Origin of the sequence: Anaeromyxobacter sp. K, assembly GCF_000020805.1 — a bacterium.
GTDB lineage: Bacteria > Myxococcota > Myxococcia > Myxococcales > Anaeromyxobacteraceae > Anaeromyxobacter > Anaeromyxobacter dehalogenans.
Window position 1 is genome coordinate 1,851,877 of record NC_011145.1, and the last position, 12,341, is coordinate 1,864,217.

The 12,341-nt window shown below is 75.2% G+C and carries 10 protein-coding genes; 8 read left to right on the forward strand and 2 right to left on the reverse strand.

Annotated elements, in window-relative coordinates; translation table 11 throughout:
* Positions 1–14: 14 nt before the first annotated feature.
* Positions 15–590, forward strand: coding sequence for a hypothetical protein (locus ANAEK_RS08220; RefSeq protein WP_012525687.1), 576 nt, complete (start codon positions 15–17; stop codon positions 588–590).
* A 167-nt stretch (positions 591–757) separates the two neighbouring features.
* Positions 758–1,717: a hypothetical protein gene (locus tag ANAEK_RS08225; RefSeq protein ID WP_012525688.1), complete on the forward strand. Its 960-nt coding sequence runs from the start codon at positions 758–760 to the stop codon at positions 1,715–1,717.
* Positions 1,718–1,723: 6 nt separating this feature from the next.
* On the opposite strand, the gene ANAEK_RS08230 is transcribed toward ANAEK_RS08225, so the two are convergent.
* Positions 1,724–3,190, reverse strand: a complete 1,467-nt coding sequence (locus ANAEK_RS08230; protein WP_012525689.1) for a PLP-dependent aminotransferase family protein — start codon at positions 3,188–3,190, stop codon at positions 1,724–1,726.
* 56 nt (positions 3,191–3,246) lie between these two features.
* On the opposite strand from ANAEK_RS08230, the gene ANAEK_RS08235 reads away from it, so the two are divergent.
* Both ANAEK_RS08235 and ANAEK_RS08240 read left to right on the forward strand, forming a co-directional pair.
* Positions 3,247–3,678: an anti-ECF sigma factor ChrR gene (locus ANAEK_RS08235; RefSeq protein WP_012525690.1), complete on the forward strand. Its 432-nt coding sequence runs from the start codon at positions 3,247–3,249 to the stop codon at positions 3,676–3,678.
* Positions 3,675–4,127: a MauE/DoxX family redox-associated membrane protein gene (locus ANAEK_RS08240; RefSeq protein ID WP_012525691.1), complete on the forward strand. Its 453-nt coding sequence runs from the start codon at positions 3,675–3,677 to the stop codon at positions 4,125–4,127. Before ANAEK_RS08235 ends, ANAEK_RS08240 begins: the two co-directional genes overlap by 4 nt.
* Positions 4,128–4,156: 29 nt before the next feature.
* Here ANAEK_RS08240 and ANAEK_RS08245 read toward each other — a convergent pair whose 3' ends face one another.
* A complete protein-coding gene (locus ANAEK_RS08245; RefSeq protein WP_012525692.1) occupies positions 4,157–7,285 on the reverse strand; it encodes an amidohydrolase family protein in 3,129 nt (1,042 codons plus the stop codon).
* A 202-nt stretch (positions 7,286–7,487) separates the two neighbouring features.
* On the opposite strand from ANAEK_RS08245, the gene ANAEK_RS08250 reads away from it, so the two are divergent.
* The 4 genes from ANAEK_RS08250 (at position 7,488) to ANAEK_RS08265 (ending at position 12,315) form a co-directional block, all read left to right on the forward strand.
* Positions 7,488–7,826: a cupin domain-containing protein gene (locus ANAEK_RS08250; protein WP_012525693.1), complete on the forward strand. Its 339-nt coding sequence runs from the start codon at positions 7,488–7,490 to the stop codon at positions 7,824–7,826.
* 135 nt (positions 7,827–7,961) lie between these two features.
* A complete protein-coding gene (locus tag ANAEK_RS08255) occupies positions 7,962–8,420 on the forward strand; it encodes an ester cyclase (protein WP_012525694.1) in 459 nt (152 codons plus the stop codon).
* A gap of 113 nt (positions 8,421–8,533) precedes the next feature.
* Positions 8,534–9,844, forward strand: a complete 1,311-nt coding sequence (locus tag ANAEK_RS08260) for a cyclopropane-fatty-acyl-phospholipid synthase family protein (protein WP_012525695.1) — start codon at positions 8,534–8,536, stop codon at positions 9,842–9,844.
* Positions 9,845–10,083: 239 nt separating this feature from the next.
* Entirely contained in the window at positions 10,084–12,315 is a 2,232-nt protein-coding gene (locus ANAEK_RS08265) for an NADP-dependent isocitrate dehydrogenase (RefSeq protein WP_012525696.1), read from the forward strand.
* Positions 12,316–12,341 lie beyond the last annotated feature (26 nt).

Genomic DNA, 12,341 nt, shown 5'->3' on the forward strand with positions numbered 1-12,341 from the left:
AAAGAGAGACCATCATGGACTGGATCTATCCCATCACGGTGTTCGCCCACGTCGCCGGGGCGGTGCTGCTCGGCGTGGCCGGCGGCATCGAGGCGGTGGCGATCGCGCGGCTCCGGCGCGCCGCCACGCTGGACGAGGCGCGGACCTGGCTCGGGCAGCTCGCGCTGCCGGGGCGCCTCGGCCAGCTCGCCATGCTCGCCATCCTCGCCTCGGGCATCTGGATGACGGTGTCGGTCTGGGGCCACGCGCCCTGGATCGCGAGCGGCTTCGCCGGCATGGTGCTCATGGGCGCGCTCGGCGGCGCGGTGACGGGGCGGTGGCTGAAGCGGATCGGCCCGGCGGTGCGGCAGGAGCGCGGGCCGGAGCTGTCGCCGGCGCTGCGCGCGCGGCTCGCGAGCCCCGCGCTCGACGCCTCGCTCCGGCTCCGCGCCGCGCTCGGCGTGGGCGTGCTCGCGCTCATGGCGATGAAGCCGACCGGCGGCCCGGCCGCGACGCTCATCCTGGCGGCCTCGGCGGCGCTCGGGCTCGCGTGGGCGGCGGGGCCGCTCGCCGCCGCGCGGGGCAAGGGCGCACAGGCGGGCGGCGTCTGACGGATGCGCCGGACCACATCGGCGCCGCGCGGCGCCGGTGTGGGGCCGGCGCACGCGGAAACTCGGGGATCGCGCGGCGGGGCATGAATCCCCGGGTTCGCCGGTTCGTCCCTCCATCGGTGCTCGTCCGGCCCGCTGGAGGGCCGCGGCTCCGACAGGAGGTCGAGATGCGCTGGTTGCCCGTCGCGTTCGCGCTGCTGCTCGCCCCGCTGGCCCCCGCCCGCGCCCAGGTCAGCGTGGGCATCGGGATCACGGCGCCCGGCGTCTCCATCGGCATCAACGTGCCCGCGTACCCGGAGCTCGTCGCGGTGCCGGGCTACCCGGTCTATTACGCCCCGCGCCTCCCGGCGAACTACTTCTTCTACGACGGGCTGTACTGGGTGTACGCGGACGACACCTGGTACGCGAGCAGCTGGTACGACGGCCCGTGGGACGCCGTGGACCCGTACTACGTGCCCGCCTACGTGCTCCGCGTGCCGGTGCGCTACTACCGCGCCCCCCCGCCGTACTTCCGCGGCTGGCACGCCGCCGCGCCGCCGCGCTGGGGCCACCACTACGGCCACGACTGGGAGCACCGCCGCGCCGGCTGGGATCGCTGGGACCGTCGCGCCGTGCCGCGCCCCGCCCCGCTGCCGAGGTACCAGCGCGGCTACTCGGGCGATCGCTACCCGCGCGCCGTCGAGCAGCAGCGCTCGATCCGGAGCACGAGCTACGGGTACCGCCCGCGCGAGGACTTCTCGCGGCGCCACGACCCGGGCCCGGGCCCCGGCTACCGCGGCGGCCCCGCCGCGCGCCCGCACGACGCGCAGGGCTGGAGCCGGGGCGAGCCGCAGCCGGCGCGCGGCCCCGGCGGTCCCGGCGGCCGCGCCGACGGGTGGCAGCGGCAGCAGCCGGAGCAGCGGTACGATCGCGGCGGCGGGCCGGATCGCGCCGGCCCGGGCGGTCGCCCGCAGGAGCGCGGCGGCGCCGCGGCCCCGCGCTACGACCGCGGCGGGCCGGGGCGCGACGCCGGCCCCGCGCCGCAGCGCGGCGGCGATCGCGGACCCGACCGCGGCGATCGGGGCGGCGACCGCGGCGGCGATCGCGGCGGGCGCGGGCACGACCGCGGCGGGCCGGAGCGCGGATAGGGCGGCTCACCGGCGCGGGCGCGGGGCGGGCGGCGGCTCCAGCGCCGCCGCCAGCCGGCGGACGCCCTCGTCGATCCGGGCCGCGGGGATGATCCCGTAGCCGAGCGCGAAGCCGGGCCGCCCCGGCCGCGCGTGGTACGGCGCGAGCGGCTGGACGGCCACGCCCAGCGCCTGCGCGCGCCGGACCACCCCCGCCTCGTCCGCGCCTGCGTCGGCGAGGAGGAAGCTCCAGTGCAGGCCGGCCGAGGCCGGGAGCGCGATGACGCGGCCGGCGAGGTGGCGCTCGACGGCGGCGGCGAGCCGGTCGCGGCGCTCCCGGTACACCCGGAGCACGCGGCGCACGTGGCGCGCGAGGAGCCCGTCGTCCACCAGCTCGGCGAGGGCGCGCTGCAGCTCGAGCGGCCCGTGGGAGTCCGCCAGGGCCTTCGCGGCGCGCAGCGCCGGGACGAGCGAGGCGGGGGCGACCAGGAACCCGAGCCGCAGCGTCGGCAGCAGCACCTTCGACAGCGAGCCCACGTAGACGACGCGCCCCTGGCGATCCAGCGCCTGCAGCGGCTCGAGCGGCCGGCCGTCGAACCGGAACTCGCTGTCGTAGTCGTCCTCGACGATCGCGGCGCCGGTCCGCTCGCTCCAGGCGAGCAGCGCCTGCCGCCGGCGCAGCGACATGGGCATGCCCAGCGGGAACTGGTGCGACGGCGTGACGTAGACGAGCCGCACGTCCGCGGGCAGCGCCTCCACCACCAGGCCCTCCGCGTCCACCCGCACCGGCACCGCGCGCGCGCCGAGCGCCTCGAACGCGGCGCGGGCGGGCGGATATCCCGGATCCTCGAGCGCGACGCGGTCGCCGGGCGCGAGCAGCACCCGGCCCACCAGATCGAGCGCCTGCTGCGCGCCGGACGTGAGGATCACGTCCTCCGCGCCGGCGCGCACCGAGCGGGCCACGCCCAGGTGGCGCGCCACCGCCGCGCGCGCGCCGGGATCGCCCTCGGGCGGCGGGTAGCCCGCCTTCGCCCGCCGGCCGCGGAGCTGGCGCGACACCCGCCAGCGCCAGGCGTCCCACGGGAACAGCGCCGGGTCCGGCGCGCCGACCTGGAAGTCGTAGGGCGCGGGCCGCGGGGGCGGGGCCGCCGGCGCGGGCATCGACGCCCAGCCCGCTCGCGGCCGCAGCGCCGCGCCGGCGGGCGCGCGCCGGCCGCCGGCGTCGGCGCGGACCCCTTCCGCCACGTAGGTCCCCGCGCCCGCGCGGCCGACCAGGTAGCCCTCCGCCGCGAGCCGCTGGTACGCGTGCAGCACGGTGTTGCGCGAGACGTCCAGGCGCCGGGCCAGGTCGCGCGTGGCGGGGAGCCGCTCGCCGGCGCGCAGGCGCCCGTCCAGGATGGCCTCCCGGAGCTGGCGGTAGGCGTCGGCGGCGAGCCGGCCGCGGCGGTGCAGGGAGACGTGCAGGTCCACGGTCCCGGACGGTAATGGATCCATCGGATTTCGCCAGTGTGGACCTGTGAGGGAGCCACTCCGGCCGCTACCTGGAGGGCATGACCCACGAACCGAACCACCCGGACGGAACCGATCACCTGCCCTGGGCCGAGGTGTCGCCCGGCTTCTCCCTGAAGCTCCTGCGCGGCTCGGCGGACGGCGACACGCGCGCGCTGCTGCTCCGCCTGGAGCCCGGCACCCTGGTCCCGCGGCACCGGCACGAGGACGAGGTCCACGCGCTCAACCTGGCCGGCCACCGCAAGCTGCTCGACACCGGCGAGGTGGTCGGCCCCGGCGGCTACGTGTACGAGCCGCCCGGGAACGTGGACAGCTGGATGGCGGTGGGCGACGAGCCGGTGGTGATCTTCGTGACCGTGCGCGGCGCCATGGAGACGCTCGACCCGCAGGGCGGGGTGGCCGAGCGGAGCACCACCTCCGGCATCGCGGCCTTCTACCGCGGCGTGCTCGCCGGGCGCGGAGCCGACCGATGACCGGCCGCGCGGCCCGCTGGGCCATCGTGTACGCGCGCCTGGCCCTGGCGGCGGCGTTCCTGTCCGCGGTCGGCAGCCGGCTCGGGCTCTGGGGGCACAACGACTTCGACGCGTTCGTGCGCTACACCGCCGAGGTGAACGCGTTCCTGCCCGCGGCGCTCGCGCCGTTCCTGGCGCGCGCGGCGACCGTGGCCGAGACCACGCTCGGCCTCGCGCTCCTCGCCGGCGTGCGGCTGCGCTGGGTGGCGCTCGCCAGCGCCGGACTGCTGGCGGTGTTCGGCGCCGCCATGGGGATCTCGTTCGGCCCGAAGTCGCCGCTCGACTACTCCGTGTTCTCCGCGTCCGCCGCCGCGCTGCTGCTGGCGCTGGCCGCGCCGGCCCCGGCCCCGGCCCGCGGCGAGGCGCGGCGAGCCGGGACCCCCGGGGTGGAGCCCGCCGCCGGCCGGTGAGGCCGGGGCGGGCTCCGCCCGCCGGGCCGCTACCGGTGGTCCTCCTCGACCATCGCCTCCGGATCGTGCCACCACCGCGCCGGCGTCACCGCCACCCCGGGCGCCGCCGGCAGCCGCCGGTGCCCGACGGCGGACGCGGACGCCGCGGCGCCGCCGTTGAACGGCGCCATCAGCTCCGCGACCGTGTGCAGGCGGCCGTTCTTCATCACCAGCTCCACGTTGGCCGCGTCGGCCACGTCGGCGAGCGGATCGCCGCGCACGAACACCACGTCGGCGAGCTTGCCCGCCTCGAGCGTCCCGAGGTCCGCGTCCACGCCGAACGCGCGGGCGGGCAGGGCGGTGGCGGTGCGCAGCGCCTCCCAGGGCGCCAGGCCGCCCAGCTTCACCTGCGCGCGCAGGTTGAGGTGCAGCGCGGTCGCGACGTTGTCGATGGGCGAGTCGGTCCCGGCGAGCATGGTGCCGCCGGCGCGCAGCACCGCCGCGAGCGTCTCCTCCTCCCGGCGCAGGCTCTCGAGGCTGACGGTCTGGTCGGTGGTGAGCGCGCGATCGCGCTTCCCGCGCAGCAGCACCTGGTCCCAGGGCGTGTTCAGCGCGAGCAGGCGCGGGTCGTCCACCATGGCCGGGTCCTCGGCGTAGAGCGAGGAGTTGAAGGTGGTGGAGATGTCGAACATGCCGGAGCGCGCGAACAGCGCGCGCACGTCGCCGTAGCTCACCCCGCCCGACGAGCGGGTGTAGGCGAAGCCGAGGCGGGTGGTGGCGCTCACGTGCGTCTGGCCGTCCATCCCGTACGACATGCCGGGCAGCATGTAGTGCGAGCCGACCCACACGCCCATCTCCTCGTGCGCGAAGCGCACGGCCTTCGCCTGCCACTCGTGCTTCATGCGCACGTAGGTCTTCACCATGTCGTAGTCGAGCGCCTTGGCGCGCGCGAGCTCGAGGTCGAGCTGCGCGTCGGTCGTGGTCGGGCGCATGAAGTTGTAGTAGACGCGCTCGCCGTCGATCGCCTCGCCGCTCGCGAAGAACCGCGGGCCGACGCGGGCCCCCGAGGCGTAGGCCTCGCGCGTCTCCACCGCGCGGTAGTCCGGATCGCCGAGCGAGTGGGCCGAGGTCACGCCGTAGGACAGCCACAGCCGGCCGAGCCGTGCGCCGTAGAACTTGCCGCTGATCCACTCGTGCGTGTGCGACTCCCACAGGCCCGGGATGGCGGTGAGCCCCGACGCGTCCACCACGCGCTGCCCCTGGGCGGCGGCGCGCGCGTGGGCGTCGGCGCGGTGCGGGAGGATGGCGCGGATCCGGTTGCCGGCGACGAGCAGGTCCACGTCGTGCTGCACCTCGGGCCCGCGGCCGTCCCACAGCCGCCCGGCGTGCACCAGCACGGTGCCCTCCGGACGCTCCGGGCGCCAGCGCAGCTCGACCGGCACGGTCGCCGGCGCGCCGCCCTCGCGGGCCACCATCCGCAGCGTGCCGCTCGACAGGTAGAGCAGGCGGCGGGAGTCGCCGCTCCAGGTGGGCGCGTCGGTGGGCTCGGAGGTGATGCGCACCGCCGGCCCGGCGGCGCGGCCGGACGCGTCCACCGGCATGACCCACAGCGTGCTCTGCATCACGAACGCGAGCGCGGTCCCGTCCGGCGACCACACCGGGCCGTCGTCGCCGCGGGTGCTCAGCGACTCGAACGGCGCCGCCTCCTGGTAGCGCGTCGCGCCGGACTCCACGTCCACGGTGAGGATCTGGCTGGTGCCCTCGCGGAAGCGGCGCGTGTACGGCTTCAGCGCGGCGAGCGCCAGCGTGCGCCCGTCCGCGGACCAGCTCGGGCGCCCCGGCGCGAACAGCGGCGCCACCACCTGGCGCACCGCGCCGGTGGCGAGGTCGAGCACGTGCGTGGCGCCCGCCTGGTCCTGGAACGCGAGCCGCCCGCCGTCCGGCGACCACGCCGGCGCCACCTCCGCGCCGGGCAGCGAGGTCACGCGCTGCTCCGCGCCGGTGACCACGTCGAGCACGTACAGGTCGGCGGTGCCGCCCTTGTCCGAGGCGTACGCGAGGCGCGTCCCGTCGCGCGACCAGGCCGGATCCTGCGCGTAGTACGGGCCCTCGGTGAGCGGGCGCGGCGCCCCGCCCACGTCCATCAGCCACAGGCGGTTCAGCGCCTGGAACACCACCCGCGTGCCGTCGGGCGACAGCGCCGGCGCGACGATGCCGAGCGCCCGGCGCGGCGCGGTGCGGTCGAAGTCGAAGCGCTTGCGCTCCCAGGCCGGGCGCACCAGCCGGAACGTCGCCTGGAACGCGACCTGCTCGCTGGTGCCGGCGTCGAGATCGGTCACGCGGATGCCGCCGTCGGCGGTGTAGAGGAGCGTCCGCGCGGACAGCCAGTGGGCCGGGAAGGGGAACACGTCCTCGAACGGCGAGGCGGGCGCGCCGTCCACCACGAGCCGGCTGCGGTTCGCGGCGAACTGGATCCAGGCGAGGTGCGCGCCGTCGGGGGAGATCGACGGAGAGTTCAGGCGCGCGCCGGCGGGCGCGGTCGCGAGCGTGCGGCGGGTGCCGGCCGCGTCCACCGCCTCGATCGCGGTGCCGGTCGAGCCGGCGCCGCTCACGAACGCGATCTCGCCGCCGTCCGGCGTCCAGGCGGGCTCGAACTCGTCGGCGGACGCCTCGGTCCAGCGCGTCAGCGCGCCGGTCGCCACGTCGGCCACCCACACGTCGTAGCTGCCCTGGAAGGCGCGGTCGGAGGAGAACGCGATGCGCGTCCCGTCCGGCGAGAAGCGCGGCTCGCGGTCGTCGCCGTGGCCCGAGGTGAGCTGGCGCACCTCGGTGCCGTCGGGCCGCATGGTCCAGATGTGGAACGTCCCGCCCGCGTACGCCTGGAACGCCACCAGGTCGCCGCGCGGCGAGTAGTCGGGGCGGGCGGGCTCGAGCAGCCCGTCGGTGAGGCGCCGCGCCTCCCCGCCGCCGCGCGGCAGCGACCAGAGCACGCCCTGGAGATCCAGGACCAGGTCGCGCCCGTCGGGGGAGGCGGTCACCGCGACGTTGGTCCCTTCGTGGACGGTGACGTCGCGCACCGCGGCCCGGCTGCCGCCCTGGAGCGAGGCGGCGCCGAGCGAGGCGGCGGCGACGGTGGCGAGTGTGACTGCGGCGATTCGGGAACGGCGGGTGAGCGGCATGCAGCCTCCGGGGGGAACGGGACGGCGGGAAGGGGCTCTCCTGTTCGTCCTGCGGCGGAGGTGGCAACGGGCCGGCGGGGGCGTACCATGCACGGAGCGCCCGAGGTGCGGCGTGACGCGAAGCGTTGCTACGCAAACGATCGATGACGCCCCGGCCGCCTGCCGCGAGGCGGCGCCGCGACGGGGACGACGAGGAGCTCCGATGGCCAAGGACGACCTGCTGCCGCCCGCCGTGTCGCACCGCTTCGTCGAGCTGCTCGGCTACGCCGAGCACGGCATCGCCAGCCGCGTGCTCGCCAGGAAGGGGACGAGCAACGTCACGCTGTTCGCGTTCGACGCGGGGCAGGGGCTCACCGAGCACACCTCGCCGTTCGACGCCCTGGTGGTCGTCCTGGAGGGCGCCCTGACGCTCACGATCGGCGGGGAGCCGGTCGAGGCGCCGGCGGGCAGCCTCACGCGCATGCCGGCGAACGTGCCGCACGCGGTGGACGCCGTCTCGCGCACGCGGATGCTGCTGGTGATGCTGCGCGATCCGCAGTGAGCCCTCCGACGGCGGATCCCACCTGTCCTTCATCGCGGGGGTCAGCGGCCGTTCACGGCGCGCGCCCCGCGGCGACGCCCTACCTCAGGACCGCCTCCCCCGTCGACGATCTCCGGGGAGGTGAAAGGACGAACCATGGCCGTGGACATCAAGCAGTCTCACCGGCGGCTGTTCGAGGAGGCGTGGGGGAAGGGGAACCTCGAGGTGTTCGACGAGCTCTGCGACGCCGGGTACCGGAGCCACGATCCGGTGAACGGCGACGCCGACCTGGCGAAGTCCAAGGAGACGTGCCGCGCCTACCGCGACGCGTTCCCGGACCTGAAGCCCACGCTCCTCGCGTCGTTCACGGAAGGTGACTCGGTCACGACGCACTGGCGCATGACCGGCACCCACCGGGCGGCGCTGCTCGGCATCGCGCCCACCGGGGCGCGCTGCACGGTCGAGGGGATCACCATCGCCCGGTTCCGCTCGGGCAAGGTGGCGGAGGAGTGGACGCAGTGGGACGCGCTCGGGCTGATGCGCCAGCTGGGCGTGGCGCCCACCGCGCAGCCGGGCGCGGAGGCGCGCGGGCCGGAGGCTCGCCCACACGCCTGATCGGGTCGGGGGCGAACCCGCGGGTGCGCCTGGCATCCGCGGGGGCGCCCCTCCGCCGCGGCGCCCCCGCCGGCGCCCCTCGCACCGGCCACTCGCTCGAATATGCTGCCCGCATGGACCCGGCCCGGGTCGCCGCGGCGATGTTCGACTCCGAGTCCCGCACGTTCGCGGTCCGGCTCTGGGACGGCACGCTGCTCCCGCCGGCGCGCGACGCGGGCGTCCGGGGTGTGGTGCTCCTGCGCGATCCCGCCGCGCTCGACGCGCTCGTGCCCCCGGCCGCGGAGCGGCGCCTCGCGGAGGCGATCCTCGACGGCCGCATCGAGCTGGAGGGCGACGCCATCGCGCTGGTGGAGGCGGCGGCGCGGTGGACCGGCCCCCGCCCGCACCCGGCGCTCGCCGCGGCCATCGCGGGCGCCCTGGCCCGCCGCGCGCTCCACGCGCTCGGTCCGGCGCCGCTCGAGGCCCGGCTGCACGGGGGCCGGCACAGCGTGCGCCGCGACCGCGACGCGGTGCGGCACCACTACGACGTCTCCGACGCGTTCTACCGGCTGTTCCTGGGCGACGACCTCGTCTACTCGTGCGCGTACTTCCCGACCGGCAGGGAGGGGCTGGAGGAGGCGCAGCGCGCCAAGCTGGAGCTGGTGTGCCGCAAGCTCGCGCTCGCGCCCGGCGAGCGGTTCCTCGACGTGGGCTGCGGGTGGGGGGCGCTGATCGAGCACGCGGCCGTCCGCCACGGCGCGCGCGCCACCGGGATCACGCTCAGCCACCACCAGCTCCGCGCGGCCGAGGCGCGCGCGGAGCGCCTGCGCGGGCGGGCGGACCTCGCGGTGCGCCCGGAGGACTACCGGACGCTCCGCCCCGAGGCGCCCTTCGACAAGGTGGCGAGCGTCGGCATGATGGAGCACGTCGGGCGGGCCCGCCTCGACGCGTACTTCGCGGCGGTGCACCGGCTGCTCCGGCCGGGGGGGCTGTTCCTCAACCACGCCATCGCGTCGGTGGACGGGCGGGGGCCGACGCTGCCCTGGGCCGGGCAGCGCGGCGGCGGGTTCATCTGGCGCTACGTGTTCCCGGACGGCGAGCTGGTCCCGATCGCCGAGGTGATCGCCCGGGCGGCGCGGGCCGGGTTCGAGGTGCGCGACCTGGAGTGCCTCCGGGAGCACTACGCGGAGACGCTCGCCGCCTGGCTGGGGCGGCTGGAGGAGCGGTACGGGGAGGCGGTCGGCCTGGTGGGCGAGCGGCGGGCGCGCCTGTACCGGCTCTACCTCGCCGCCTCCGCCGCCGGGTTCCGGCTCGGGCGCATCAGCGTGTTCCAGCTCCTGCTCGCCCGGCCGGACGCCGAGGGGCGGGCCGCCGGGACGCCGCGCAGCCGGTCCGGGTGGTATGCAGAGCGGGCCGCCGGGCGTCCCGGGCGCGCGCGCGGCTGAGCGCCCGAACGCGTGGCGACGGAGGGCGCCCGGGCGCCGCCGGAGGCCCCACGGAATCCCTTGCGCGGCGGGGCTGTTCGTAGACGTTGGCAGTCCACTTTCCGGCCAAAGATCCGTGACTTCCATCATTGATCTCGCGTGAGGAATCGTGGCATGTCGGGCACCTCACTCGGGACGGGGCCGGCGCTGCCGTGGTGGTCGCCGACGACGAGGATCACGCAAGCCAAGGACGAGGGAAAATGACGACGAAGACCTCCACGATCATCTGGACCGAAATCGACGAAGCGCCGGCGCTCGCCACCTACTCGCTGCTGCCCATCGTCCAGGCCTTCACCAAGGGCACCGGCGTCGACGTCCAGACGCGTGACATCTCGCTCTCCGGCCGCATCATCGCGGCGTTCCCGGAGAAGCTCACCGAGGCGCAGCGGATCCCGGACTACCTCGCCCAGCTCGGCGAGCTGACCCAGAGCCCCGACGCGAACATCATCAAGCTCCCGAACATCAGCGCCTCCATCCCGCAGCTCAAGGAGGCGATCAAGGAGCTGCAGGGCAAGGGCTACGCGGTCCCGGACTACCCGGAGGCCCCCAAGGACGAGGCCGAGAAGGCCGTCCAGGCGCGCTACGCCAAGGTGCTGGGCAGCGCGGTGAACCCGGTGCTCCGCGAGGGCAACTCGGACCGCCGCTCGCCGCTCTCGGTGAAGGCGTTCTCGAAGAAGCACCCGCACAAGCTGGGCGCGTGGAACCCCGAGTCGAAGGCCCACGTCTCGCACATGACCGCGGACGACTTCTACGGGCACGAGACCTCCACCACCGTGGCGAAGGCCACCACCTTCCGCATCGAGCACGTGGCGCCGGACGGCGCGGTGACGGTGCTGAAGAAGGACGCGCCGCTCCTCGACGGCGAGATCATCGACTCGACCATCATGGACGTCCGCGCGCTGCGGAAGTTCGTGGCGGAGCAGATCGAGGACGCGAAGCGCCAGGGGGTGCTGTTCTCGCTGCACCTCAAGGCCACCATGATGAAGGTCTCCGACCCGGTCATGTTCGGGCACGCGGTGACCGTGTTCTTCGAGGACGTGTTCGCGAAGCACGCCGCGACGTTCAAGCAGCTCGGCGTGAACCCGAACCTGGGCCTCGGCGACCTGTACAAGCGGCTCGAGACGCTGCCGGCCGACAAGAAGGCCGAGATCGAGGCCGACATCAAGGCGACCTACGCGAAGCGCCCGGCGCTCGCGATGGTGGACTCGGACAAGGGCATCACCAACCTGCACGCGCCGAACGACATCATCATCGACGCGTCCATGCCGGTGGTGGTCCGCGAGTCCGGCAAGATGTGGAACGCCGAGGGCAAGCTGCAGGACGCCAAGGCGGTGATCCCGGATCGCTGCTACGCCACGATCTACAAGGAGATCATCGAGGACTGCCGCAAGCACGGCGCCTTCGACCCGGCCACGATGGGCAGCGTGCCGAACGTCGGCCTGATGGCGCAGAAGGCCGAGGAGTACGGCTCGCACGACAAGACGTTCATCGCGAGCGGCAAGGGCAAGATCCGGGTGGTGGACGGCGCCGGCGCGACCCTGCTCGAGCAGGCGGTCGAGGCGGGCGACATCTTCCGCATGTGCCAGACGAAGGACATCCCGGTCCGCGACTGGGTGAAGCTGGCGGTGACCCGCGCCCGCGCCACCGGCGCGCCGGCGGTGTTCTGGCTGGACAAGGCCCGCGCCCACGACGCGCAGGTGATCGCGAAGGTCCAGAAGTACCTGAACGACCACGACACCCGCGGCCTGGAGATCAAGATCCTCGCGCCGGTCGAGGCGATGCGCTACTCGCTGGAGCGGATCCGCAAGGGCCAGGACACCATCTCGGTGACCGGCAACGCGCTCCGCGACTACCTCACCGACCTGTTCCCCATCCTCGAGATCGGCACCAGCGCGAAGATGCTGTCGGTGGTCCCGCTGCTCGCCGGCGGCGGGCTGTTCGAGACGGGCGCGGGCGGCTCGGCCCCCAAGCACGTGCAGCAGTTCGTGAAGGAGGGGTACCTGCGCTGGGACTCGCTGGGTGAGTTCTCCGCGCTGGGCGCCTCGCTCGAGCACATCGGCCGCGCCAGCGGCAACGCCAAGGCGGCGGTGCTCGCCGAGACGCTCGACCAGGCCATCGGCAAGTTCCTCGACAACAACAAGTCCCCGGCCCGCAAGGTCGGCCAGATCGACAACCGCGGCAGCCACTTCTACCTGGCGCTGTACTGGGCCGAGGCGCTCGCCGCGCAGTCGCAGGACAAGGAGCTGCAGGCGCGCTTCGCGAAGCTCGCGAAGCAGCTGGCGGACAACGCCGCGAAGATCGACCAGGAGCTGCTCGCGGCCCAGGGCAAGCCGGTGGACATGGGCGGTTACTACCGGCCGGATCCGGTGAAGACCGGGAAGGCGATGCGTCCCAGCGCGACGCTGAACGCAATCATCGACGCGATGGCGTAACTGCAGGAATCCAACCAGTCAGGCGA

What these genes read in the sequence shown, in the direction of transcription:
- ANAEK_RS08220 (WP_012525687.1), top strand. Translation starts at nt 15, where the DNA reads ATGGACTGGATCTATCCCATCACGGTGTTCGCCCACGTCGCCGGGGCG.
- ANAEK_RS08225 (WP_012525688.1), top strand. Translation starts at nt 758, where the DNA reads ATGCGCTGGTTGCCCGTCGCGTTCGCGCTGCTGCTCGCCCCGCTGGCC.
- ANAEK_RS08230 (WP_012525689.1), bottom strand. Translation starts at nt 3,190, where the DNA reads ATGGATCCATTACCGTCCGGGACCGTGGACCTGCACGTCTCCCTGCAC.
- ANAEK_RS08235 (WP_012525690.1), top strand. Translation starts at nt 3,247, where the DNA reads ATGACCCACGAACCGAACCACCCGGACGGAACCGATCACCTGCCCTGG.
- ANAEK_RS08240 (WP_012525691.1), top strand. Translation starts at nt 3,675, where the DNA reads ATGACCGGCCGCGCGGCCCGCTGGGCCATCGTGTACGCGCGCCTGGCC.
- ANAEK_RS08245 (WP_012525692.1), bottom strand. Translation starts at nt 7,285, where the DNA reads ATGCCGCTCACCCGCCGTTCCCGAATCGCCGCAGTCACACTCGCCACC.
- ANAEK_RS08250 (WP_012525693.1), top strand. Translation starts at nt 7,488, where the DNA reads ATGGCCAAGGACGACCTGCTGCCGCCCGCCGTGTCGCACCGCTTCGTC.
- ANAEK_RS08255 (WP_012525694.1), top strand. Translation starts at nt 7,962, where the DNA reads ATGGCCGTGGACATCAAGCAGTCTCACCGGCGGCTGTTCGAGGAGGCG.
- ANAEK_RS08260 (WP_012525695.1), top strand. Translation starts at nt 8,534, where the DNA reads ATGGACCCGGCCCGGGTCGCCGCGGCGATGTTCGACTCCGAGTCCCGC.
- ANAEK_RS08265 (WP_012525696.1), top strand. Translation starts at nt 10,084, where the DNA reads ATGACGACGAAGACCTCCACGATCATCTGGACCGAAATCGACGAAGCG.